Consider the following 23,267-nt stretch of genomic DNA (forward strand, 5'->3'; position numbering starts at 1 on the left):
TTCCTTAAAGCGATTGCGCCGCCTCGGCCACCTCGGCGGGCAGGCCGATGGCGCGCGTGGCGAGGGACTTGTCGATGCGGCGGATCATGCCCGACAGGGCCTTGCCCGCGCCGATTTCCCAGATCTCGGTCACGCCCTCGTCGGCCATGCGCAGGACGCTCTCGCGCCAGCGCACGGCGCCGCAGACCTGGTCGACCAGCAGGGTCCGGATGTCGCGCGCGTCGTAGACCGGCGCGGCGGTCACGTTCGCGATGACGGGCAGGACGGGGTCTTCGATATGCACGTCGTCCAGCGCCTCGGCCATCGCGCGCGCCGCGGGTTCCATCAGCTTGCAGTGAAACGGGGCGGAGACGGGCAGCAGCATGGCCCGCTTGGCGCCGTGGTCCTTGGCGATGGGCAGCGCCCGCTCGACCGCGTCCCTGTGGCCCGAGATCACGACCTGCGTGGGATCGTTGTCGTTGGCCGCCTCGCAGACCTGTCCCTGGGCGGCCTCGCGCGCGATCTTGCGCGCCTCCTCGAGGCCCAGGCCCAGAAGCGCCGCCATGGCGCCTTCGCCCACGGGGACGGCCGACTGCATCGCCTCGCCCCTCGTGCGCAGCAGCCGGGCCGCGTCGCCGAGGTCCAGTGCGCCGGCGGCGACGAGCGCGGAATATTCGCCCAGCGAGTGCCCGGCCACGAAGGCGGCGTGGTCCTTGACCGAGACGCGCTCGGCCTCCAGCGCGCGCAGCGCGGCGATGGAGGTCGCCATCAGCGCGGGTTGCGCGTTGCGGGTCAGCGTGAGCGTGTCGGCGTCGCCGTTCCAGATCAGCCCCGACAGATCCTCGCCCAGCGCGGTGTCGACGGCGTCGAACACGTCGCGCGCGGCGGGATAGGCATCGGCCAGCTCCCGCCCCATGCCGATGGTCTGGGCCCCCTGGCCCGGAAAGACGAATGCGCGGGTCATGCGGGCCTCCCTCGAACTCCGTGTGGGCCGGTCTAGCGGCGGTGGCGGGTGCTGTGAACCCTGCACGGCGTCTGTGCGCGGGCGCGCTTTCCAACCGCGCGCGGCGGGATAAGACAGGGGCAACCCCCACGGAGGCCCCGAGATGACCGCAACGCACAGCGCCGCAACGAATACCGAAGCCACTTATGGCTGGGTCGAGCGCGCCTTTCACTGGGCGATCGCGATCGGCATCGTGCTGGCCGTCGCACTGGGCAAGCTGGCCCATGACGCGCCGTTCGCGACGGATGCGGAATTGGCGCGGAAGGCCTGGCTCTTCAGCTTCCACAAGACGGTGGGCGTCACGATCTTCTTCGTCGCGCTGGCCCGGATCGGCTGGGCGTTGGCTCAGCCGCGCCCCCGCCCGATGCATCCCAAGCGGCGGGCCGAGACGCTGCTGGCCGCGACCGTGCACTGGTTGCTGTACGGGTCGCTACTGCTGGTCCCGGCGCTGGGCTGGGCGGAACATGCCGCAACCACGGGCTTTGCGCCGATCTGGTGGCCCTTCGGGCAGGGCCTGCCCTTCGTGCCGGTCGATCCGGAGCTGGCCAAGACCTTGGCGACGCTGCACACGACCTTCGTCAAGGTGCTGGTCGCGGCGGTTCTGTTGCATGTCGTTGGGGCGTTGAAGCACGTCTTCGTCGATCGCGACCTGACGCTGGCGCGGATGTGGCGCGGGGCCGATCCCGGGCCGCTGCCCGCGTCGGGGCGGCACGTCCTTCCGCTCGTCGCGGCGCTGGGCGTCTGGGGCGCGACGCTCGCGGTCGGCCTGGCGCTCGTGCCCGCGGGTGCCCCGGCGGCGCCGCAGATCGCGGCCGAGACCACGGCCCGGGCGAACTGGACCGTCGAGGAGGGAACGCTTTCGATCACCGTGACGCAGATGGGCGCACCGGTGACGGGGCGCTTCGCGGACTGGCAGGCGGCGATCGATTTCGACGAGACGCCGCGGGCCGACGGCACGCTGGGGACGGTCGAGGCGGTGATCGGGACGGGGTCGCTAACGCTCGGATCGGTCACGACCCAGGCCACGGGGCCGGAGTTCCTGGACGCCGCGGGGTTCCCGACCGCTCGCTTCGACGCCGTGATCCGGGCCGAGGGGGACGGCTATGTGGCCGATGGAACTTTCGGATTGCGTGGCGTGGAGATCCCGCTGGTCCTGCCCTTCACGCTGCAGATCGACGGCGACCGCGCGACGATGGCGGGCCAGGTCGCGCTGGATCGGCGCGATTTCGGGATGGGCGCGGCCTATCCGGACGAGACGAATGTGGGTTTCGGCGTCACGATCGATGTCGCGCTGATCGCGCTGCGCGACGGGTAATCCCCGCTTAACCGTTCGACCAAACCCTCCCGGGCTCGCAGCAACAGCACGGGAGGGGCCCATATGCCCTCGGTTCGATCCATCGCGGAAGAGATCGTCGCGCGAGAAGGCGGATACGTGAACGATCCCGACGACCCCGGCGGTGCCACCAAGCACGGGGTGACCATTCACACGATGCGCCGGCTCGGCCTCGATCTCGACGGGGATGGCGTCGTCGGTGTGTCCGACGTCCGGCGGATCACGAAGGACCAGGCGGTCGAGATCTTCGTCGATCACTATTTCCGCCGCGTGCGGATCGAGCAGCTGCCCGAGGCGCTGCATGCCACGGTCTTCGACATGTACGTGAACGCGGGCGCGAATGCCGTGCGAATCCTGCAGCGCATGCTGGGCCGCATGGGCCACGCGGTCGCGGTGGACGGCCGGATCGGCCCGAAGACCGCGCGGGCGGCACGGGCGGCGGCCGCGGACGCGCCCGGACATATCGCCGACGCCTACGGGATCGCCCGGCGCAACTATTACTACGACCTGGCCGACCGGCGGCCCTCGTCGCGCAAATACGCGCGGCGGCGGGACGGCGGAAAGGGCGGGTGGATTACGCGGGCCGAGGAATTCCTCGCGCCGCGGTTCCACCTAAGCGACGTAGAGCACCGCGAAAGGACGAAGACATGGGGATGATGGCGAAGATGGGTGCGGTGGCGACCTTGGGTCGTGCGGCGCAGAGCCTGACGGAGGTGCTGGTGCCGAACCGAACCGAGGGGCAGGCGCTCAATCACGAAGCGCATCGGGCCGCGCTGGCGCAGCTGGAGGCGGAATTCGCGCTGGAGCGGCGGGGCCGCTTCGATCGCTTCGTGGACGGGTTGAACCGGCTGCCGCGGCCGCTGCTGGCGCTGGGGACGCTGGGGATGTTCGTCTACGCGATGGCCGAGCCCTTGCCCTTCGCGGCGCGGATGCAGGGGCTGGAACTGGTTCCCGACCCGCTCTGGTGGCTTCTGGGCGCGATTGTGGGCTTTTATTTCGGCGCGCGGGAGCTGCATTACGTCCGCGCGGGGCGCGTGGCGCGCGCCGTCCTGCCCGAGCCCAACAGCTCCGCCTGGCATGTCGAGGACGGCAATGCCGCCGAACGGAACGCTGCGCTGGACGAGTGGCGCGCGGGCGACGGCTGACGACGCTGTGACCCGCCGCCGCGCCCCATTGGCCCGGCGGCGGCGGGCGCTTATAGAAGAAGCATGATCGTAGAGCTCGGGCATTTCGCCCTCATCACCGCTTTCGCCGTGGCCATCGTCCAGATGGTCGTTCCGATGATCGGCGCATGGCGCCGTTGGACGGGCTGGATGGCCGTCGCATCGCCCGCGGCGACAGTTCAGGTGCTGCTGGTGGGCTTCTCCTTCGCGGCGCTGACCTACGCCTTCGTGACCTCGGATTTCTCGCTGAAGCTGGTCACGCTCAATTCGCACACCGACAAGCCGTTGCTCTACAAGGTCACGGGCGTCTGGGGTAACCACGAGGGCTCGCTGCTGCTTTGGGTGCTGATCCTGGCGCTGTTCGGTGCGGCGGCGGCCTGGTTCGGCGGGCAGCTGCCCGCGACGCTGAAGGCCCGCGTGCTGGCGGTGCAGGCCAGCGTGGGCGTGGCCTTCTACGCCTTCATCCTGTTCACCTCGAACCCGTTCGAGCGGCTGGCCGTCCCGCCGTTCAACGGCGAAGACCTGAACCCGCTGCTGCAGGATCCGGGCCTCGCCTTCCATCCGCCCTTCCTCTACCTCGGCTATGTCGGCCTCAGCATGGCGTTCAGCTTCGCCGTTGCCGCGCTGATCGAGGGCCGCGTGGATGCCGCTTGGGGGCGTTGGGTGCGTCCCTGGACGCTGGCGGCCTGGCTGTTCCTGACCATCGGCATCGCGTTGGGGTCGTGGTGGGCCTATTACGAGCTCGGCTGGGGCGGGTTCTGGTTCTGGGATCCGGTCGAGAACGCGAGCTTCATGCCCTGGCTTATCGCCGCCGCGCTGCTGCATTCGGCGATCGTCGTCGAGAAGCGCGAGGCCCTGAAGAGCTGGACGATCCTGCTGGCGATCCTGGCCTTCGGCTTCTCGCTGATCGGCACTTTCATCGTCCGCTCGGGCGTCCTGACGAGCGTCCACGCCTTCGCCAACGATCCGGAGCGGGGCGTCTTCATCCTGTTGATCCTCGGCGTCTTCACCGGCGGCGCGCTGCTTCTCTACGCGTTCCGCGCGCAGGCGCTGGAGGCCAAGGGCGTCTTCGGCGTCGTCAGTCGCGAGTCGGCCCTCGTCGTCAACAACCTGCTGCTGGCCGTGTCCTGCTTCGTGGTTTTTATCGGCACCATCTGGCCGCTGGTGGCCGAGATGGCCTTCGACCGAAAGCTCTCGGTCGGCCCGCCCTTCTTCAACGCGGCCTTCACGCCCTTCGTGATCGCGCTGGCCATCGTCCTGCCGCTGGGATCGATCCTGCCGTGGAAGCGCGGCCGGTGGGACGGGCTGCGCAAGATGGTGCCGGTTGCGGTTCTGGCGCTGGCGCTGGCGGGGTTGACCTGGGCGCTGCAGACCGGGCGCAGCCTGGGCGGGCCGCTGGGCGTCGCCCTGGGCGTCTGGCTGGTGGTGGTGGCCGGGGTGGACCTGGCCTCGCGGACGGGGCGCGGCGACTTGCGCGCCCGGCTTGGACGCCTGACGCGCCTGCCGCGTGCCGACTGGGGCAAGGCGCTGGCGCATGGCGGCCTCGGGATCACCATCTTCGGCGTCGCGGCGCTGACGGCGTGGCAGCTCGAAAAGATCGAGGTGCTCGACGTGGGCGACCGCATGTTGCTGGGCAAATACGAGATCGTGCTGGAGGACGTCAGCCGCGTGCAGGGGCCGAATTACATCTCCACGTTGGCGCAGATGCATGTCTACGAGGACGGGCGCGACATCGGCATCCTTCCCGCCGAGAAGCGGATCTATCCGGTCGCGCAGATGCCGACGACCGAGGCCGGGATCGATAACGGCTTCACCCGCGACGTCTATGCCGTGATCGGCGACGCCCAGCAGGGCGGCGGCTTCGCGGTCCGGGTCTATATCAAGCCCTTCGCGAACTGGATCTGGGGCGGTGCGATCATCATGGCGCTGGGCGGGCTGATCTCGCTTTCGGACCGCCGTTACCGCGTGGCCGCCGGCGCCAAGCGCAAGAAGGTGCCCGCCGGGCTGCCCGCCGAATGAAGGCGCTGATCCTCGCCCTGATGCTGGCGGCGTCGCCGGCCTGGGCGGTGCAGCCCGACGAGGTTCTGGCCGATCCGGTTCTGGAGGAGCGCGCGCGCGAGCTTTCCAAGGGGCTTCGCTGCCTCGTCTGCCGCAACGAGTCGATCGACGAGAGCAATGCCGAGCTGGCGCGAGACCTGCGCCTTTTGGTGCGCGAGCGGCTGGTGGCGGGCGACAGCGACGCGGAGGTGATCGCCTATCTCGTCGATCGCTACGGCGAATACGTTCTCTTGGAGCCGCCTGCGACGGGCTCGACCCTCATCCTATGGGGTGCGCCGCTGGCGCTTTTGCTGCTGGGCGGCGGGCTTGCAGTCCTTCACGTGAGGCGCCAGCGCCGCGGGAGCGCCGCCGAGGGCCTGAGCGACGAGGAAGAGGCGCGGCTCAATGCGCTTCTCGACCCGCAGACCCATGACGAGGCGCGCTGACGCCGTGTAGCGCTTCCCTCGCCGGGCGGCTCTGCTAGGGTCGCGCGGATCACGCGAGGGAGCCCCGACATGGACTACGAGACGATCCGCCTGAGCCTCCGCGAGGGCGTGGCCACGCTGACGCTGAACCGCCCGGACAAGATGAACGCGCTGAACACGCAGATGCGGGCCGAGATCCTGCATGCGGTGCGCGAGTCCGAGGGCTCGGCACGCGTTCTGGTGATGACCGGCGAGGGGCGCGCCTTTTGCTCGGGGCAGGATCTGGGCGACCGGGCGAATGTCGGCAACCTCAATCTCGAACGGACCCTTCGCGACGAGTACGAGCCGATGCTTCGCGCGATTTTCGACTGTGCCATCCCGACGATCAGCGCGGTGAACGGCCCGGCGGCGGGCGCGGGAGCGAATCTTGCCCTGGCGGCCGACGTCGTGATTGCGGCCGAGTCGGCCGTGTTCCTGCAGGCCTTCACGCGGATCGGGCTGATCCCGGATGCCGGCGGGACCTATTGGCTGCCGCGCCAGATGGGCACGGCGAAGGCGATGGGTGCGGCGCTGTTCGCCGAGCCGATCAAGGCGCAGCAGGCCAGCGACTGGGGCATGATCTGGGAAGCCGTGCCCGACGACGCCTTCGCCGAGCATTGGGCCGAACGGGCCCGGCATCTCGCGAACGGGCCCTCGGTCGCCTATCGTAACGTGAAGCGCGCCATCCGCGGGTCGTTCGAGAACTCGCTGGACCAGCAATTGGCGCTGGAGGCCAAGCTGCAGGGCGAGGCCGGCAAGAGCCGCGACTTCCAGGAGGGCGTGCTGGCGTTCCTCGAGAAGCGGCCCGCCAAGTTCGAAGGCCGCTGAGCCGGGTTTCGCGGCAGGCGGGGCCAATCGCTTGCCCCGGTGCCGCGCCGCGTCGTATCAGGCGCGCGAAGCAGAAGGTGGGGTAGGGCCGATGCAGATGCGCCGCGTCGTCGTGACGGGACTGGGAATGGTGACGCCGCTGGCCTGCGGCGTCGAGGAGACGTGGCGGCGCCTGCTGGACGGGCAGTCCGGCGCGGGTCCGATCACGCGGTTCGACGCCTCGCATTTGGCGACGACCTATGCCTGCGAGATCCCGCGGGGCGACGGCTCGGACGGCACGTTCAATCCCGACGACTGGATGGAGCCTAAGGAGCAGCGCAAGGTCGACGATTTCATTCTCTACGCGATGGCCGCGGCGGACCAGGCGGTGAAGGATTCCGGCTGGACGCCGGGCGAAGAGGGGAAGCTGCGCACCGGCGTGATGATCGGCTCGGGCATCGGCGGGCTGTCCACTATCGCCGAGACGGCGATCACGCTGAAGGAGCGAGGGCCGCGGCGCGTGTCGCCGTTCTTCATCCCGTCGGCGCTGATCAACCTCGCCTCGGGGCAGGTGTCGATCCGCTACGGGTTCAAGGGGCCGAACCATTCGGTGGTGACCGCCTGCTCGACCGGCGCGCATGCCATCGGGGACGCCAGCCGGCTGATCGCGCTGGGCGACGCGGATGTCATGGTCGCGGGCGGCGCGGAAAGCCCGATCAGCGAGATCGGGATCGCCGGATTCAACGCCTGCAAGGCGCTGTCGACCAAGTGGGGCGACGATCCGGTCAAGGCCAGCCGGCCGTATTCGAAGGATCGCGACGGGTTCGTCATGGGCGAGGGCGCCGGCGTCGTGGTCCTGGAGGAATACGAGCACGCCCGCGCTCGCGGCGCGACGATCTATGCCGAGATCGCGGGTTACGGGCTGTCCGGCGATGCCTATCACATCACCGCGCCGTCCGAGGATGGCGAGGGCGGCGAGCGGTCGATGCGCGCGGCCCTGAAGAGCGCCGGGCTGGAACCGGGCGATGTCGATTACATCAACGCGCATGGCACGTCGACCATGGCCGACACGATCGAGCTGTCGGCGGTGGAGCGGATGATGGGCGATCATGCGGCGAAGGCGACGATGTCCTCGACCAAATCGGCGATCGGGCATCTGCTGGGCGCCGCGGGCGCGGTGGAGGCGATCTTCTGCATCCTCGCGCTGCGCGACCAGGTGGCGCCGCCTACGTTGAACCTGGACGAGCCGGCGGTGGAGCCGAAGCTGTCGCTTGCGCCGAAGGCCGCCGAGACGCGCCGGATCGACGTGGCGCTGTCGAATTCGTTCGGGTTCGGGGGTACCAACGCTTCCGTCGTAATGAAGAAGCCGTCTTAACTTCGGGGTGCAAGTCTTTCATGTGGAAGCATATTGCCGCCAACGTGCTGACGCTGGCCGTGGTCGCCATCGCCTGTCTCGCCGCGCTGATCGGGCTGGGTCAATCCCGCTGGTCGGCGCCGGGGCCGCTTGAGGAAGCCGTGTTCTTCGAGGTGCCGCGCGGCGCGTCGATGCGCAGCGTCAGCGACCGGCTGGCCGAGGCGGGGATCGTGTCGAACGGCAGCATCTTCCGGATCGGCGCCAGCTATACCGAGCGCTACGACGACCTGAAATTCGGGACCTACGAGATCCCCCCCGGGGCCTCGATGCCCGAGGTGCTCGAGATCGTGACGGCGGGCGGGCCCTCGGTCTTCCCCTACACGGTGACCTACGTCATCCGCTCGCAAGGCCCGGAAATCCGGGTGCGGGAGCGTCTGCCGGGCCAGGAAGAGGTCGTGGAGATCGCGACCTTCGCGCCGGGCGACGCGGTGCCGGAGGATTACACGGCCCTGATGGAGCGGGGCGTGCCCATCACCTGGCGCGTGTCGGTCGCGCCGGGTCTAACCTCCTGGGAGGTGATCGAGGGCCTGAAGGGCGCGGAGTTCCTGATCGGAGAGGTGGCGGCGGTGCCGCCGGAGGGCGCGCTGGCGCCTGATACCTACGAGGTCGCGCGCGGCTCCGAGGTCGGTGAGCTGGTGCAACGGATGCGCGTGGCGCAGGAGCGCATCCTGGCCGATGCCTGGGCCGCCCGCGCGCCGGGCCTGCCGCTCGAGAGCCCCGAGGAGGCGCTGATCCTGGCCTCGATCGTCGAGAAGGAGACCGGCGTCCCCGAGGAGCGGCGTAGGGTGGCGGCGGTGTTCACCAACCGGCTGGAGCAGGGGATGCGGCTGCAGACCGACCCGACGGTTATCTACGGGATCACGGATGGGCAGGGGCCGCTGGGCCGCGGTATCCGGGCGAGCGAATTGCGGGAGGCGACGCCCTACAACACCTATGTCATCGATGGGCTGCCGCCGACGCCGATCGCGAATCCCGGCCCCGAGGCGATCCGCGCGGCGCTGGACCCCGAGGAGACGGCCTTCCTGTTCTTCGTGGCGGACGGTACCGGCGGGCACGCCTTCGCCGAGACGCTGGCCGAGCACAACGCCAACGTGGCCGAGTGGCGGGCGATCGAAGCGGCGCGGGAGGCCACGGGCTCCGATTGAGGTTTCGGTCGTCTCGAAAGCGCTTTTGCACTTCTGACGAACTTTTCGCGTTTTAGGGCATTGACCCACCGAACGCTCCGAATGACATTTCCTGCAAGCTGGAAGAAATGGGCGAGGCGGCGACGGGACAGATCCCGGAGCCGCCTTTCTCGTTTCGGCTGACGTGCGGACCATGAGCCCTAACCTGCACGGAGCTTGTTCATGGAAGATGAAAGAGGCGGCGAAGAGTCCTGTTCGGACATGGCGCGCCGACGTGTCGCTGCCGCCCTGCGGAGCGTGGCCGTCGTCCATGAGATCCTCGATCTCAAGGCGCAGCAGTTTGCCGAAGCGGCGCCCGGCGCCGATCTCGATCTGGAGGATATCCTGAAGCTCCAACGCGAGCTGTCGAAGGCCGTGGTCCTGGCAATGGAACAGGAAGGAAAACTCACCGATGCGAGACGTATCGAACGAGGCGGAGACGAGCTGGACCTCGAAGCCGCACGACTTGAGATCGGGTGCCGCCTGGCTCGCATCCGAGAGCGAGGCTGAGCAGGCGGCCTTCATCGCGGGCCTGGACGCGAACGAGTTGGCGGCCTTGCCGTATCTGTTCGAGTTCTGGGCCCTGGACCATCAGCTGCCGCCCGAGGGTGATTGGCGAAGCTGGGTCGTGCTGGGCGGGCGCGGCGCGGGCAAGACCCGGGCCGGCGCTGAGTGGGTCCGGTCCGTCGCGGAAGGTGGCCGGTCGCTCCAGCCCGGCCGCTGTCGGCGGATCGCGCTGGTCGGCGAGACCTATGACCAGGTGCGCGACGTGATGGTGGAGGGGGAGAGCGGCATCCGGGCGTGCTCTCCCCCGGATCGGCGGCCGGTCTGGAAGGCGAGCCAGCGCAAGCTGATTTGGCCCAACGGCGCTGAGGCGCAGGCGTTTTCGGCCAATGATCCGGAGGCGCTTCGCGGGCCGCAATTCGACGCGGCCTGGGTGGATGAGCTCGCGAAATGGCCGCGGGCCGAGGAGACCTGGGACATGCTCCAGTTCTGCATGCGGCTGGGGGACGATCCGCGCGTCGTGGTGACGACGACGCCGCGCAATGTACCGGTGCTGAAGCGGTTGCTCGAGGACCCGACGACCAGCCGGACGCACGCCCCGACCCGGGCCAATCGCGCGAACCTGGCCAACAGTTTCCTGGAGCAGGTCACGCAACGGTTCGGCGGGACGCGGATGGGCCGGCAGGAGCTGGACGGCGTGCTTCTGGACGACGTGGAGGGCGCTTTCTGGTCGGCAGCGCAGCTGGATGCCTGCCGAACCGACAAATGGCCGGTCTTCGACCGGGTCGTGGTGGGCGTCGACCCGGCGGTCACGTCCAAGTCGGGGTCCGACGAGACGGGGATCGCCGTCGTGGGCGTCGTCACCAAGGGCGCGCCGGGCGATTGGCGCGCATGGGTCCTGGAGGATGCCACGGTGAGCGGCGCGTCGCCGGTCGAATGGGCCGAGGCGGTCGCGGATGCCTATGCCCGCTGGAACGCGGACCGGGTCGTGGCCGAGGGCAACCAGGGCGGCGACATGATCGAGGCGGTGCTGCGGCAGGTCGCGCCGCTGGTGAGCTATCGCAAGGTCTCGGCGCGCGAGGGCAAGGGCGCGCGGGCCGAGCCAGTCGCCGCGCTCTACGAACAGGGGCGGGTCCGGCATCTGCGCGGTCTCGACAAGCTGGAGGACCAGATGTGCCGGATGACCCGCAGCGGGTTCGCCGGCGCCGGTTCGCCGGATCGGCTGGATGCGGCGGTCTGGGCGATCTGGGAGGCGGTGCTGGATCCGGCGCGCAGCCGGAGCGAGCCGCGAATGCGGGCGCTTTGACGGCCGGGACACCGACGATGGGGGCCGCTCGGCCCCCTTTTTCTTTCGACGGCGAGGGACTGACGCGCGATGTTTGGAATTGGCAGGAAGATAAACGTGGCTCCGGAGGCGAAAGCCTCGGCCACGGGTCGCGTGGCGGCTATGGGCCTTGCGGGCCGAGCCGTTTGGTCGCCACGCGACGTGACTTCGATGACGCGCCTGGGCTTCACCGGGAACCCGGTCGGGTTCCGGGCGGTGAAGCTGATCGCGGAAGCGGCGGCGGCGGTGCCGCTGGCGATCGCCGATCGAGATGGGCGCGTCGAGGTCCATCCGGTGGCGGAGCTGCTGGCGCGTCCCAATGCGGCGCAGGGGCGGTCGGAATGGCTGGAGGCGCTGTTCGGCCAGCTGCTGCTGACGGGGAACGCCTTCGTCGAAGCCGTGGGGCCGGGCGGCCTGCCGGTGGAGATGCACGTGCTGCGTTCGGACCGGGTGTCGGTCGTGCCGGGGACGGATGGCTGGCCGGTGGCCTATGATTACGCGGTGGGCGGGCGCAAGCATCGCTTCCACGTGGGTGAGATCAGCCCGATCTGCCACGTCCGGTCCTTCCATCCGCAGGACGACCATTACGGGCTGAGCCCGATGCAGGCGGCCGCCACTGCGGTGGATGTCCACAATGCGGCGTCGCGCTGGTCGAAGGGGCTGCTCGACAATGCCGCGCGGCCATCGGGCGCGATCGTCAACATGGGCGAGGGGCTGACGCCCGACCAGTTCGAGCGGCTGTCGGCGGAGATGGAGGCCTATCACCAGGGCGCACGGAACGCGGGGCGGCCGATGCTGCTGGACGGCGGCCTGGACTGGAAGCCGATGGGGTTCAGCCCTTCGGACATGGAGTTCCAGAAGACGAAGGAGGCCGCCGCGCGCGAGATCGCCATGTCCTTCGGCGTGCCGCCCATGATGCTGGGCATTCCGGGCGACGCGACCTACGCCAATTACGTGGAGGCCAATCGCGCCTTCTACCGGCTGACGGTGCTGCCGCTGGTCGGGAAGGTCTGCGAAGCGCTGGCGCATTGGCTGAGCCAGCATTCGGGCGAGGCGGTGACCCTGGGGCCCGACCGCGACCGGGTGCCGGCGTTGCAGGCCGAGCGGGATGCCGAGTGGAACCGCATCGCCGGGGCCGATTTCCTGACGGCGGACGAGAAGCGACGGATGCTGGGTCTTCCGCCGCTCGACGCATGAGCGCGCCGCGCAGCGGCGGTTCGCGCTTTCTCTACGATCCGTTCGACGCGGCCACGGCCCGGATCGAGGCCAACGAGCGCGTCTTCGCGGAGCGCTGGGACGGGCTCGAATTCCGGCTGCGGCAGATCGAGGGGATGCTGGAACGCCTGGAGCGCCGCCTCTGGCTGGCGGTGATGGGCGTGGTGGGCGCCGTTCTGGCGCAGGCCGTCCGGATACTTTTGTCACTCTAGAGGGGGTCCGTATGGATCTGGAACGCAAATTCGCGCGTGGGGATGGCTCCGTGCGGCTGGAAGAGGGTGCCCGGATCACGGGCTACGCCTCGTTCTTCGGGGTGGAAGACACGGGCCGCGACATCGTCGCGCCGGGCGCCTTCTGCGACAGCCTGGCCCGGATCGGGACCGAGGGGCACAGCGTCAAGATGCTGTGGCAGCACGATCCGGCGCAGGTCATCGGCGTGTGGGACGAGGTGCGCGAGGACGAGCGCGGGCTTCGGGTTTCGGGGCGGCTGCTGGACGGCGTGAGCCGCGCCCGGGAAGCCGCGGCGCTGATCGATGCCGGCGCGCTGGACGGGCTGAGCATCGGATACACCGTCCGGCGCGCCGGGCGGGACGAAAAGGGGCGAAGGCTCCTGAAGGAACTGGAGCTTTGGGAGGTGTCGCTGGTGACCTTCCCGATGCTGCCCAGTGCGCGGGTGGGGGCCAAGGCAGACCCCCTGCGCGACCTGGCGCGGGCCATCCGGGCCGCGCGGGACGACCTGGCGCGCGCCTGACGCCGCCGATCATCAAAGGAGAGACCGATGAACCATGACGGCGTCGGGGAAGTCACGGAGGCGCTGGCCGGTCTGGTCAGCGACTTCAAGGGCTTCCGCCAGAAGATCACCGAACGGATGCAGCAACAGGAAGAGCGCCTGACCATGTCCTACAAGTCCCAACGCCCGCCGCTGGAAACCCAGGAGCGCGACGGCGCCCCCCATCAGAAGGCGATGGATGTCTATCTGCGCTCCGGCGACGATGACGGGCTGCGCGCGCTGACGCTGGAAGGCAAGGCGATGAGCACCGCCGTCAGCGCCGAGGGCGGGTATCTCGTCGATCCGCAGACCGCGGAGACGGTGAAGGCCGTCCTGACCGGCGCGGCGTCGATCCGGGCGATCGCGAGCGTGGTCAATGTCGAGGCGACGTCCTTCGACGTGCTGGTCGATCGCACCGAGATGGGCGCGGGCTGGGCCACCGAGACCGGTGCGGCGACCGAGACCGACACGCCGATCTTCGATCGCATCTCGATCCCGCTGCACGAGCTGTCGGCCATGCCGAAGGCCAGCCAGCGCCTGCTCGACGACGCGGCCTTCGATATCGAGGGCTGGCTGGCGGGCCGGATCGCCGACAAGTTCGCGACCGCCGAGGCCGCGGCCTTCATCGGCGGCGACGGCCTGGACAAACCGAAGGGCTTCCTGAGCTACGGGCACGTCGCGGAGGTCGACTGGGTCTGGGGCCAGCTGGGCTATGTCGCCTCGGGCAGCGAGGGGGATTTCACCCCGAACACCGCGACCGACGTGATCGTGGACTTGGTCTATGCGCTGGGTGCGAAATACCGCGCCAATGCGAGCTTCGTGATGAATTCGAAGACCGCGGGCGCCGTGCGCAAGATGAAGGATGCCGACGGCCGCTTCCTGTGGACCGACAGCCTGGCGGCGGGGCAGCCCGCGCAGCTGATGGGCTATCCGGTGCTGATCGCGGAGGACATGCCCGATATCGGCGTGGGCCAGACCGCCATCGCCTTCGGCGATTTCGCCGCCGGCTACACCGTCGCCGAGCGACCGGATCTGCGCGTGCTGCGCGATCCCTTCAGCGCCAAGCCGCATGTGCTCTTCTACGCGACCAAGCGCGTGGGCGGCGACGTGACGGATTTTGCGGCGATCAAGCTGCTGAAGTTCTCGACCGTCTGAGCGGCTGAGGGCCGCCCAGACCGGGGGCGGCCCCGACAGCCCGCGGCCGCCCTAGGCGGTCCGGGGGGGTGGGCCGTTGCGTCTCCGGTCTGGTCCGCACGCGTGGCGTGGCGGTCCGCCCTGAAGAAAGTTCCGAACTCGAACGGAGGTGCCTCGTGGCAACCATCAAGCTGGAAAGAGACAGGATCGCGGATGCGGACCTGCCCGTGGCGCAGCTCGCCCGTCAGATGCGGCTGCCGGAGGGCTATGCCACCGTTCCAGGGCAGGAGGCGCGCCTGCAGGCGCGCCTTCGCGCCGCCATCGCCGATATCGAGGCGCGCCTCGCCAAGAGCCTTCTACTGCGCGGGGCCGTCATGGAGCGGATCGTCGGCGGGGGGCGGGATTGCCCGCTGATGCTGGCGCCGGTCCGGGAGGTGCTGTCGGTCAAGCGGCTGGATGCGGGCGCGCCCGAGATGCTGGAGGTGGCAACCCTGCGGGCGGAGGCGCATTGCAGCATCGTCTCGCTGGTCCGTCCCGTGCCCGAGGGCGCGCGGCTGCGGTTCGTGCTGCGCGCGGGATATGGCGGCTGGGACGACCTTCCCGAGGGCGCGGCGCAGGCCGTGCTGCTGCTGGCCGAGGGCCTGGACAGCGGCGATGCCGAGGCGGCGTCGCGCCGTGCCGCGGCGCTGATCGCGCCGGAACGCGATCTGCGACTGGGGGCGCGCGGATGAGCCATCAGTTCAATCGCCGGCTGGAGCATTTCGCGCCGGTCAGCCTGCCGGACGGCACGGGCGGGCGCGTGACGTCCTGGGAGGCGCGGGGCGCGTTCTGGGCGGCGATCCGGATGCGCTCCGGCGCGCTGCGGCCGACGGAATTCGGGCGCGACCCGCGGCTGCGGGTTCGCCTCCGGACCCATGCCATTCCGCAAGGCCACGCCACGCGCCCGGAGGCCGGGCACCGGCTACGGGACGGCGCTCGCGTCTACGAGGTCGAGGCGGTTCACGACGGGGATGACATGTATCTGACGATCCTCGCTGCCGAGACGCCGGGCGCGGAGGACCTGCCATGAGCTACGCGATGGCCGAGGGCCTGCAGACCGCGCTCTACGAGCGGCTGGCGGGCGATGCCGCGCTCGTCGCGATGGTGTCGGGCGCGATCTACGACGCGGTGCCGGGCGTGGCACCGGAGCTGTTCGTGGCGCTGGGTCAGGAGCGCGTGCGGGGCCGGGGAGACAGCTCGGGACGCGTGGCGCTGCACGATGTCGAGATCAGCGTGGTGAGCCAGGCCCAGGGCTATGCCGGTGCCAAGCGGGCGGCAGCGCGGATCTCGGATCTGCTGACCGATGCCGACTTGCCGCTGCCGCGCGGGCGGCTGGTCGGCATGAGCCTGCTGCGCGCGCGCGCCCGGCGCGACGAGGGCGAAGGCACCCGTCGCATAGATCTGACCTTCCGCGCGCGTCTGGACGACCCGGCCGCGTGACGGCCCGAAATCTCAGGAGACAGATATGAGTGTTCAAAGCGGCAAGGACCTTCTGCTGAAGGTCGATCTGGACGGGACGGGCGTGTTCAGCACGCTGGCAGGCCTGCGGGCGACGCGTCTGACCTTCAACGCGGGCAGCATCGACGTGACCTCGACCGAGAGTGCGGGCGGCTGGCGCGAGCTTCTGGGGGGCGGCGGCGTGAAGTCGGCGCAGGTCTCGGGCTCGGGCATCTTCCGCGATGCGGCGACCGATGCGCGGGCGCGGCAGCTGTTCTTCGATGGCGAGGTTCCTGGCTTTCAGGTCATCATTCCGGATTTCGGGATCGTAGAGGGACCGTTCCAGATCACGTCGCTGGAATACGGCGGCACGCATGATGGCGAGGCGACCTACGAGATCGCGCTGGCCTCGGCGGGCGAGCTGACCTTCACGGCGCTCTGAATGGGCGAGGGCAACCCCTGGGCGGGCGAGGCCGCCCTGGTGCTGGACGGCCGGCGCCACGTGCTGAAGCTGACGCTCGGCGCATTGGCGGAGCTGGAGGCGGCGATGGAGGCCGACAGCCTGGTCGCGCTGGTCGACCGGTTCGAGACCGGTGCCTTCACCGCGCGCGACCTGGCCCGGCTTCTGCTGGCGGGTTTGCGCGGCGGGGGTTGGGCCGGCGATGCGGCGGCGCTGCTCTCGGCGGAGATCGAAGGGGGGCCGGTGGAGGCGACGCGGGTGGCCGCGACGCTGCTGCGCCGATCCTTCGCGCTGCCGGAATGAGCGAGCGGTTCGACTGGCCCGTGCTGATGCAGGCGGGGATGCGGGGTTTGGGCCTGCGGCCCGCCGATTTCTGGGCGCTGACCCCCGCCGAGCTGGCCTTCCTGCTGGGGCAGGGGAGCGGGCGGATGCCGATGGATCGCACGGGGCTGGAAGAACTGGCCGCGCGCTTCCCGGATCGAATGGAGGACGATGATGGATCGTGACGAGACGGATGCCGACGCGCTGGACGCGCTGGAAGCCCGGTTGGCCGGAGCGGGCACGGTGGTTGCGCGCTTCACCGCCGAGCTGGGCACGCTGGAGGGGCAGGTCCATCACACCAGCCGCGAAGTGCAGGGCCTGTCGCGCAGCTTCGGCGGCAGCCTGAAGCGCGCCTTCGATGGCGTGGTCTTCGACGGTCTGAAGCTCTCGGACGCCCTATCCGGCCTCGCGCGGCAGATGGTGAACGCGACGTACAACACCGCCATGAAGCCGATCAGCCAGGCCCTGGGCGGCGCTCTCGCGGGCGGACTGTCGAACCTGATGCCCTTCGCCGATGGCGCAAGTTTCGCGCAGGGCCGCGTCATGCCTTTCGCGACCGGCGGGATCGTGAGCGGCCCAACGACCTTCCCGATGCGGGGCGGCACGGGCCTGATGGGCGAGGCCGGCCCCGAGGCGATCATGCCACTGGCGCGCGGCCCCGACGGTCGCCTGGGCGTCGCGGCGCAGGGCGGGCGCGGATCGGTCACCGTCAACATGAACATCTCGACAACCGACGCGCAGAGCTTCCGCCGATCGCGGAGCCAGGTCGCGGCCGAGATGTCCCGCGCGCTGTCGCGCGGCAACCGCAACCGCTGAGGAGCGCTGCCCCATGTCCTTCCACGAGATCCGCTTTCCCGCGCGCCTGTCGCGCGGCTCGCTCGGCGGGCCGGAGCGGCGCACCGAGATCGTGACGCTGGCCAATGGCCACGAGGAACGAAACACGCCCTGGGCCCATTCGCGGCGTCGCTACGACGCGGGGGTCGGCATGCGCTCGCTCGACGATGTCGCGGAATTGCTGGCGTTTTTCGAGGCGCGCGGGGGGCGGCTGCACGGGTTTCGCTGGAAGGACTGGGCGGATTTCACGTCCGGCGTCCCGTCCGAGGGGGTGCGCTTCGACGACCAGGTCATCGGAACCGGGGACGGGATGCGAACGGTGTTTCCGCTCGCCAAGACCTATCGCTCGGGCGCCGAGACCTATGCGCGGCCCATCACCAAACCGGTCGAGGGCAGCGTGCGGGTCGGGTTGTCCGATGACGAGTTGCAGGAGACCGTCCACTACACCGTCGACCCGGCAACGGGCGCGGTCGTCTTCGCCGTCGCCCCGGAGCCGGGCGCGGTCGTGCAGGCGGGGTTCGCCTTCGATGTGCCGGTGCGTTTCGACACCGACTTCATCCAGGTTTCGGTCGAGACCTTCAACGCGGGCGAGGTGCCGGACGTGCCGGTCATCGAGGTGCGCGCATGAACGCGCTGCGGGCGGCGCTGGCGACCGGCGCCAGCACGGTCAGTCGGGCGTGGATCGTGCGGCGGGCGGATGGGTTGGTTCTGGGCTTCACCGATCACGATCGCGACCTTGAGGTCGACGCCGTCCTATGCGTCGCGGCGACGGGCCTGACTGGGGGCGAGATCAGCCGATCGACGGGCCTGGCGGTCGATAATGCCGAGGCGATGGGGGCGCTGAGTTCGGACGCGATCCGGGCCGAGGACATCCGCGCGGGCAAATGGGACGCGGCCGAGGTAACGGCCTATCTGGTCGATTGGACCGACAGCTCGGCCTTCGAGATCCTGTTTCGAGGGAACCTGGGGGAAATCAGCTGGGGCGACGGTGCCTTCTCGGCCGAGTTGCGCGGGCTTTCGGAGCGGCTGAACGAGGTGCAGGGCAGGGTGTTCCAGTCGCGCTGCGACGCCGTTCTGGGCGACGGCCGCTGCGGAGTCGTGCTCGGGCCGCTTTTCGCCGTCGAGGTCGCGCTGACGGAGACCGGGGAGGCCGGGGTGCTCGCGGTTCCGGAGCTTCGCGATTACGCGCCCAAGTGGTTCGAACGCGGTCTCGTGACGGTTCTAAATGGGCCGGCGGAAGGGCAGTCGGAGCGCATCAAGCTGGACCGCATTCGCGCGGGGCGGCGGGAGTTGACGCTGTGGTCCGCGCTGCGCGCGGTGCCGGTTGCGGGCGATCTCCTGCGCATCGAGGCCGGCTGCGACAAGCGGCGCGAGACCTGCCGCTTCAAGTTCGACAACCTGACGAATTTCCGCGGCTTCCCCCATGTGCCGGGCGAGGACTGGCTCATGGCCTATCCGAACGCGGACCGTGCGAATGATGGAGGCCGGCGATGAACGCCGTGGTCGCCGCAGCCCGCGGCTGGATCGGGACGCCCTATCTGCATCAGGCGTCGGCCCGCGGGGCGGGCGCGGATTGCCTGGGCCTGATCCGCGGCGTCTGGCGCGAGACGGTCGGGGCCGAGCCGGTCGTCCCGCCGCCCTACACGGCCGACTGGGCCGAGCCGCAGCGTGACGAGGTCCTGATGCGTGCCGGTCACGACTGGCTTCATCCGGTTCCCTTCGAGGATCCGTATGCGGCGGGTCAGGTCCTGCTCTTCCGGATGCGCGACGCCGGGGTGGCCAAGCATCTGGGCATCCTCACGGCCGCGCCGCCCGGCGACGCCGCGTTCGTCCACGCCTATTCGGGCCATGGCGTGGTCGAGAGTCCGCTCTCCGACCCGTGGCGCCGCCGGATCGTGGCGCGGTTCATCTTTCCGACTTCCTGACGCTGCGAGGCTGCGAGCATGGCGACATTGATATTGGGCGCCGTGGGCGCCGCTGTGGGCGGGTCGATCGGCGGCTCGATACTGGGCGTCAGCGCCGCCGTGATCGGGCGCGCGGTAGGGGCGACCGTGGGGCGGGTGCTGGATCAGTCGCTGATGGGCGGCGGGTCCGAGGCGGTCGAGCACGGGCGGGTCGACCGCTTCCGCCTCAACGGCGCCTCGGAAGGCGCGCCGATCCCGCGCCTGCTGGGGCGTGTGCGGGTCGGCGGGCAGGTGATCTGGGCGTCGAACTTCCTGGAGCATCGCAGCACGACGGGCGGCGGCGGCGGCAAGGGGGCCCCGTCGTCACCGACGAGCACGCAGATCAATTATACCGTCTCGCTGGCCCTCGCCCTGTGCGAGGGGCCGATCGAGACGGGTCGGCCGTGTCTGGGCGGACGGCCGCGAGATCCCGCGGGATTCGATCCAAATGCGGGTACATGACGGCTCGGAGGAGCAGCTTGCCGATGCGCTGATCGAGGCGATCGAGGGCGCGGGGAACGCGCCGGCCTATCGCGGGACGGCCTATGTCGTCATCGAGAACATGGACCTGACGCCCTTCGGAAGCCGCATCCCGGCTCTGTCCTTCGAGGTCGTGCGATCCGTCGATGCGGAGGGGGAGGTCCCTCCGGCGGCGGAGCTGATCGAGGGCGTGGCGCTGGTTCCAGGCACCGGGGAATACGCGCTTGCGACGACCCAGGTGCATTACCGGCATGGCGGCGGCGAGAAGGACTCGGCCAACGTCAACACCGACCAAGGCGCGGCGGATTTCGCGGTGACGCTGCGCGATCTGACGGAGGAGTTGCCGAACCTGCGATCGGTCTCCCTGGTCGTGTCGTGGTTTGGGAACGACCTGCGCTGCGGGGCCTGCGAGATCCGGCCACGGGTTGAGCAGGTGGAGTCGGAGGGCCACCCCATGCCTTGGCGGGTCGCGGGGCTGAACCGAAACCAGGCGGGTGCGGTGCCACGCCTCGAGGGGCGGCCCGTCTATGGCGGGACGCCCGCGGACGCATCGGTCATCGAGGCGATCCGCGCGTCGAAGGCGGCGGGCCTTGCGGTGACCTTCTACCCCTTCATCCTGATGGACCAGCTGGCCGGCAACGGGCTGCCGGATCCCTGGGGCGGAGACGAGCAGGCGGCGCTGCCCTGGCGGGGGCGGATCACGACCGACCTGGCCCCCGGCACGGCCGGGAGCGCCGACGGGGCCGTCGCGGCCGATGCCCAGGTCGCAGCGTTCTTCGGCGGCGCTTCGGCCGCCGATTTCGCGACATCCGGGGGACGGGTCAACGGGCCCGACGAGCCGCGCTATCGCCGCTTCATCCTACATTACGCGCATCTCTGCGCGCTGGCCGGAGGGGTCGAGGCCTTCTGCATAGGGTCGGAAATGCGTGCCCTGACGCAGATCCGCGGCGCGAATGGCGGCTTTCCTGCAGTAGCGGCGCTGGTCGAGCTGGCGGCCGAGGTGCGTGCGATCCTGCCCGATGCGAAGATCAGCTACGCGGCCGACTGGACGGAGTATTCCGGCTACCAGCCCGCCGATACCGGCGACCGGCATTTCCATCTCGACCCGCTCTGGGCCGACGAGAACATCGATTTCATTGGCATCGACAATTACATGCCGCTGTCGGACTGGCGCGATGGGACGGAGCACCTGGACGCCGATCGCGGGCCGAGCCATTCGCTGGATTACCTGCAGGCGGGGATCGAGGGTGGGGAGGGCTACGACTGGTATTACCCGACGCCCGAGGCGCGCGCCGCGCAGCGTCGTGTCCCGATCACCGATGGGGCACATGGCGAGCCATGGGTCTGGCGGTTCAAGGATCTGCGGAGCTTCTGGTCGAAGCCGCATTTCGAACGGCTGGACGGGCAGCGGCAGACCGAGCCGACGGCCTGGGTGCCGCAGTCGAAGCCGATCCGCTTTACGGAATACGGCTGCGCCGCGATCGACAAGGGCGCGAACCAGCCCAACAAGTTCCTCGATCCGAAATCGTCCGAGTCTGAGTTACCCTATGCCTCGGACGGCCGGCGGGACGATGCGATGCAGATGCAGTACCTGCGGGCCACGCTGGATTATTGGCGCAAGGCCGCGAACAATCCGACCTCGTCGTTCGACGGCCGGCCGATGATCGATCTTGCGGGCAGTTTGGCCTGGGCGTGGGACACGCGGCCTTGGCCGGCATTTCCAGAGCTTTCCGATTTCTGGACCGACGCGGAGAACTATCCGCGCGGGCACTGGATCTCGGGGCGATCGGCGGCCTTGCCGCTGGCCTCGGTCCTCAAGGCGCTTTGCGCGCAGGCAGGGGTAACGCGGGTCGACGTCTCGGGCGTTCACGGCGTCCTGCGCGGCTACACGATGAGCGACGTACAGAACGGTCGCGCCAATCTTCAGCCGCTGATGCTGGCGCATGGCGTCGAGGCGCGGGAGGCGGGGGGCTGCGTGGTCTTCTCGATGCGGGCGCTTGCGCCGGCGCGGGACATCGACAGCACGGGCCTCGTCCGGGAGGGCGAGGATGCGGTGCTGAGCCTGCAGCGCGCGCCGGAGGCGGAGACGGCCGGCCGCGTGCGGGTGACGCATATGGATGCGGCCGGGGATTTCGAGGTGCGCGTGGGCGACGCGACGCAGGCCGGCGCACGTCAGGTGCCCGTCACCGAGACGGAGCTGCCGCTGGCGCTGACGCGCGGCGAGGGGCATGCGCTCGCCGAACGCTTCCTGAGCGAGAGCCGCGTCGCGCGCGACAGCCTGACTTTGCGCCTGTCGCCCTCGCGCCGGGAGATCGAGGTCGGCGATCTGCTGCGGCTGGACGGGGGACCCGATCTGTGGCGCGTGGACCGCATCGAGGATCGCGGTGCGCGCAAGGTCGAGGCGATCCGCACCGAACGCGGCCTCTACGAGGCGAGCGATGCGGTGGAGGACGGATCGGGGCGGATCCGACCGCTCGCGCCTTTGCCGGTCGATCCGATATTCATGGATCTTCCACGCCTGACGGCCGAAAGCACCGTCCACGCGCCCTATGTCGCCGTCGCCGCGCGTCCCTGGCCGGGGAGCGTGGCGCTGCATTCCGGTGTCGAGGACGCGGATTACCGGCTTAACCGCGTGATCGACGCGCCGAGCCGCGTGGGGCGGACCGAGACCGTGCTCGAGCGGGCGCGGCCGGCCGTCTGGGACGAGGGGCCGGAGCTGCATCTGCGCCTCGCCGGTGCGGCGCTATCGACGGTCAGCGAGACGGCGGTTCTGGCGGGGGCGAATGCGACCGCCATCGGCGACGGGTCGGTCAATGGCTGGGAGCTGTTCCAGTTTCGCGAGGCGGTGTTGATCGGCCCGGACCTGTGGGCATTGCGGGGGCGGCTCCGGGGGCAGCGGGGGACGGAGCCGCTGATGCGCGATCCCTGGCCGATCGGAAGCCAGGTCGTGATCCTGGATGGTGGACCGCAGCAGATCGAGCTGCCCCGCGATGCGCTGGGGCTGGCGCGGCACTACCGCGCCGGGCCCGCGCGCTTCCCGGTGGATCATGAAAGCTATATTCATGAAGAGGTGACGGTCCTGGGTGAAGGGTTGAAACCCTATGCGCCCGTGCACCTTCGCCTGGAGGTAGATGCCGGGGCGCGATTGAGCTGGATCCGCCGGACGCGCGCGATCACGGAGGGTTGGGGCGCGGGCGACGTGCCGCTGGAGGAAGCGCGGGAGCGGTATCTCGTGCGCCTCTTCGACGGGGGCGGCGCGATCCTGCTGGAAGAGCAGGTCGTGGCGCCGGAATGGCGCGCCACGGCGGCCCGATGGGCCGGTCTTCGCGCGAATGAGGGGCTCCGGTTCACGGTGGCGCAGATCTCCGACGAGGTCGGTCCGGGGCGCGGCGCGGATCTGATCGTGACATGACCAAAGATTGAATCGATGGCATCATCGGACTA

25 protein-coding genes and 1 pseudogene are annotated in these 23,267 nt (G+C 69.8%); 25 read left to right on the top strand and 1 reads right to left on the bottom strand.

Features of this window, described 5'->3' with window-relative positions; all coding sequences use genetic code 11:
• Positions 1–4: 4 nt before the first annotated feature.
• Entirely contained in the window at positions 5–943 is a 939-nt protein-coding gene (fabD, locus tag P8627_RS15155; protein WP_279965093.1) for an ACP S-malonyltransferase, read from the bottom strand.
• Between the two features lie 142 nt (positions 944–1,085).
• Here fabD and P8627_RS15160 point away from each other — a divergent pair, with 142 nt between their 5' ends.
• From P8627_RS15160 to P8627_RS15280, 25 genes and pseudogenes are all read left to right on the top strand, one after another.
• Positions 1,086–2,297 (top strand): cytochrome b/b6 domain-containing protein, encoded by a 1,212-nt coding sequence (locus P8627_RS15160; RefSeq protein ID WP_279965094.1) that lies wholly within the window; start codon positions 1,086–1,088, stop codon positions 2,295–2,297.
• A 63-nt stretch (positions 2,298–2,360) separates the two neighbouring features.
• A complete protein-coding gene (locus P8627_RS15165) occupies positions 2,361–2,972 on the top strand; it encodes a holin-associated N-acetylmuramidase (protein ID WP_279965095.1) in 612 nt (203 codons plus the stop codon).
• On the top strand, positions 2,963–3,460 hold the full coding sequence (locus tag P8627_RS15170; protein WP_407932951.1) for a holin family protein: 498 nt from the start codon (positions 2,963–2,965) through the stop codon (positions 3,458–3,460). Before P8627_RS15165 ends, P8627_RS15170 begins: the two co-directional genes overlap by 10 nt.
• Before the next feature lie 63 nt (positions 3,461–3,523).
• Complete coding sequence (locus tag P8627_RS15175; protein ID WP_279965097.1) at positions 3,524–5,497, top strand: heme lyase CcmF/NrfE family subunit; 1,974 nt, start codon at positions 3,524–3,526, stop codon at positions 5,495–5,497.
• Complete coding sequence (locus P8627_RS15180; protein ID WP_279965098.1) at positions 5,494–5,961, top strand: cytochrome c-type biogenesis protein; 468 nt, start codon at positions 5,494–5,496, stop codon at positions 5,959–5,961. Before P8627_RS15175 ends, P8627_RS15180 begins: the two co-directional genes overlap by 4 nt.
• Before the next feature lie 69 nt (positions 5,962–6,030).
• Positions 6,031–6,807 carry an enoyl-CoA hydratase-related protein gene (locus tag P8627_RS15185; protein ID WP_279965099.1) on the top strand — a complete coding sequence of 259 codons (777 nt, stop codon included), beginning with the start codon at positions 6,031–6,033 and terminating at the stop codon, positions 6,805–6,807.
• 97 nt (positions 6,808–6,904) lie between these two features.
• Entirely contained in the window at positions 6,905–8,161 is a 1,257-nt protein-coding gene (fabF, locus tag P8627_RS15190; RefSeq protein ID WP_279967490.1) for a beta-ketoacyl-ACP synthase II, read from the top strand.
• Between the two features lie 20 nt (positions 8,162–8,181).
• Positions 8,182–9,345: an endolytic transglycosylase MltG gene (gene mltG / locus P8627_RS15195; protein WP_279965100.1), complete on the top strand. Its 1,164-nt coding sequence runs from the start codon at positions 8,182–8,184 to the stop codon at positions 9,343–9,345.
• Positions 9,346–9,546: 201 nt separating this feature from the next.
• Positions 9,547–9,873 (top strand): hypothetical protein, encoded by a 327-nt coding sequence (locus P8627_RS15200; RefSeq protein WP_279965101.1) that lies wholly within the window; start codon positions 9,547–9,549, stop codon positions 9,871–9,873.
• The gene (locus P8627_RS15205) at positions 9,830–11,173 is read left to right on the top strand and encodes a DNA-packaging protein (protein ID WP_279965102.1); all 1,344 of its coding nucleotides are present in this window, start codon (positions 9,830–9,832) and stop codon (positions 11,171–11,173) included. Before P8627_RS15200 ends, P8627_RS15205 begins: the two co-directional genes overlap by 44 nt.
• 69 nt (positions 11,174–11,242) lie before the next feature.
• Positions 11,243–12,388, top strand: coding sequence for a phage portal protein (locus P8627_RS15210; RefSeq protein ID WP_279965103.1), 1,146 nt, complete (start codon positions 11,243–11,245; stop codon positions 12,386–12,388).
• Positions 12,385–12,618 carry a GTA head formation protein, RCAP_rcc01685 family gene (locus P8627_RS15215; protein WP_279965104.1) on the top strand — a complete coding sequence of 78 codons (234 nt, stop codon included), beginning with the start codon at positions 12,385–12,387 and terminating at the stop codon, positions 12,616–12,618. The genes P8627_RS15210 and P8627_RS15215 overlap by 4 nt, the downstream gene beginning before the upstream one ends.
• Before the next feature lie 11 nt (positions 12,619–12,629).
• Complete coding sequence (locus P8627_RS15220; RefSeq protein ID WP_279965105.1) at positions 12,630–13,157, top strand: HK97 family phage prohead protease; 528 nt, start codon at positions 12,630–12,632, stop codon at positions 13,155–13,157.
• Between the two features lie 27 nt (positions 13,158–13,184).
• Positions 13,185–14,330: a phage major capsid protein gene (locus P8627_RS15225; protein WP_279965106.1), complete on the top strand. Its 1,146-nt coding sequence runs from the start codon at positions 13,185–13,187 to the stop codon at positions 14,328–14,330.
• A 155-nt stretch (positions 14,331–14,485) separates the two neighbouring features.
• On the top strand, positions 14,486–15,040 hold the full coding sequence (locus tag P8627_RS15230) for a hypothetical protein (RefSeq protein ID WP_279965107.1): 555 nt from the start codon (positions 14,486–14,488) through the stop codon (positions 15,038–15,040).
• Positions 15,037–15,378: a head-tail adaptor protein gene (locus P8627_RS15235; RefSeq protein ID WP_279965108.1), complete on the top strand. Its 342-nt coding sequence runs from the start codon at positions 15,037–15,039 to the stop codon at positions 15,376–15,378. Before P8627_RS15230 ends, P8627_RS15235 begins: the two co-directional genes overlap by 4 nt.
• A complete protein-coding gene (locus tag P8627_RS15240) occupies positions 15,375–15,788 on the top strand; it encodes a DUF3168 domain-containing protein (protein WP_279965109.1) in 414 nt (137 codons plus the stop codon). Before P8627_RS15235 ends, P8627_RS15240 begins: the two co-directional genes overlap by 4 nt.
• 25 nt (positions 15,789–15,813) lie before the next feature.
• On the top strand, positions 15,814–16,227 hold the full coding sequence (locus P8627_RS15245; protein ID WP_279965110.1) for a phage major tail protein, TP901-1 family: 414 nt from the start codon (positions 15,814–15,816) through the stop codon (positions 16,225–16,227).
• The gene (locus P8627_RS15250) at positions 16,228–16,548 is read left to right on the top strand and encodes a gene transfer agent family protein (protein WP_279965111.1); all 321 of its coding nucleotides are present in this window, start codon (positions 16,228–16,230) and stop codon (positions 16,546–16,548) included.
• Positions 16,545–16,751, top strand: coding sequence for a rcc01693 family protein (locus P8627_RS15255; RefSeq protein WP_279965112.1), 207 nt, complete (start codon positions 16,545–16,547; stop codon positions 16,749–16,751). Before P8627_RS15250 ends, P8627_RS15255 begins: the two co-directional genes overlap by 4 nt.
• Entirely contained in the window at positions 16,738–17,382 is a 645-nt protein-coding gene (locus tag P8627_RS15260) for a phage tail tape measure protein (protein WP_279965113.1), read from the top strand. Before P8627_RS15255 ends, P8627_RS15260 begins: the two co-directional genes overlap by 14 nt.
• 13 nt (positions 17,383–17,395) lie before the next feature.
• Positions 17,396–18,028: a DUF2460 domain-containing protein gene (locus P8627_RS15265; RefSeq protein WP_279965114.1), complete on the top strand. Its 633-nt coding sequence runs from the start codon at positions 17,396–17,398 to the stop codon at positions 18,026–18,028.
• Positions 18,025–18,894: a DUF2163 domain-containing protein gene (locus tag P8627_RS15270; RefSeq protein WP_279965115.1), complete on the top strand. Its 870-nt coding sequence runs from the start codon at positions 18,025–18,027 to the stop codon at positions 18,892–18,894. Before P8627_RS15265 ends, P8627_RS15270 begins: the two co-directional genes overlap by 4 nt.
• A complete protein-coding gene (locus P8627_RS15275; protein ID WP_279965116.1) occupies positions 18,891–19,325 on the top strand; it encodes a C40 family peptidase in 435 nt (144 codons plus the stop codon). The genes P8627_RS15270 and P8627_RS15275 overlap by 4 nt, the downstream gene beginning before the upstream one ends.
• 18 nt (positions 19,326–19,343) lie before the next feature.
• Positions 19,344–23,235 (top strand): annotated as a pseudogene (locus tag P8627_RS15280) (baseplate multidomain protein megatron).
• Positions 23,236–23,267: the final 32 nt, after the last annotated feature.

Source organism: Jannaschia sp. GRR-S6-38 (assembly GCF_029853695.1).
Taxonomy (GTDB): domain Bacteria; phylum Pseudomonadota; class Alphaproteobacteria; order Rhodobacterales; family Rhodobacteraceae; genus Jannaschia; species Jannaschia ovalis.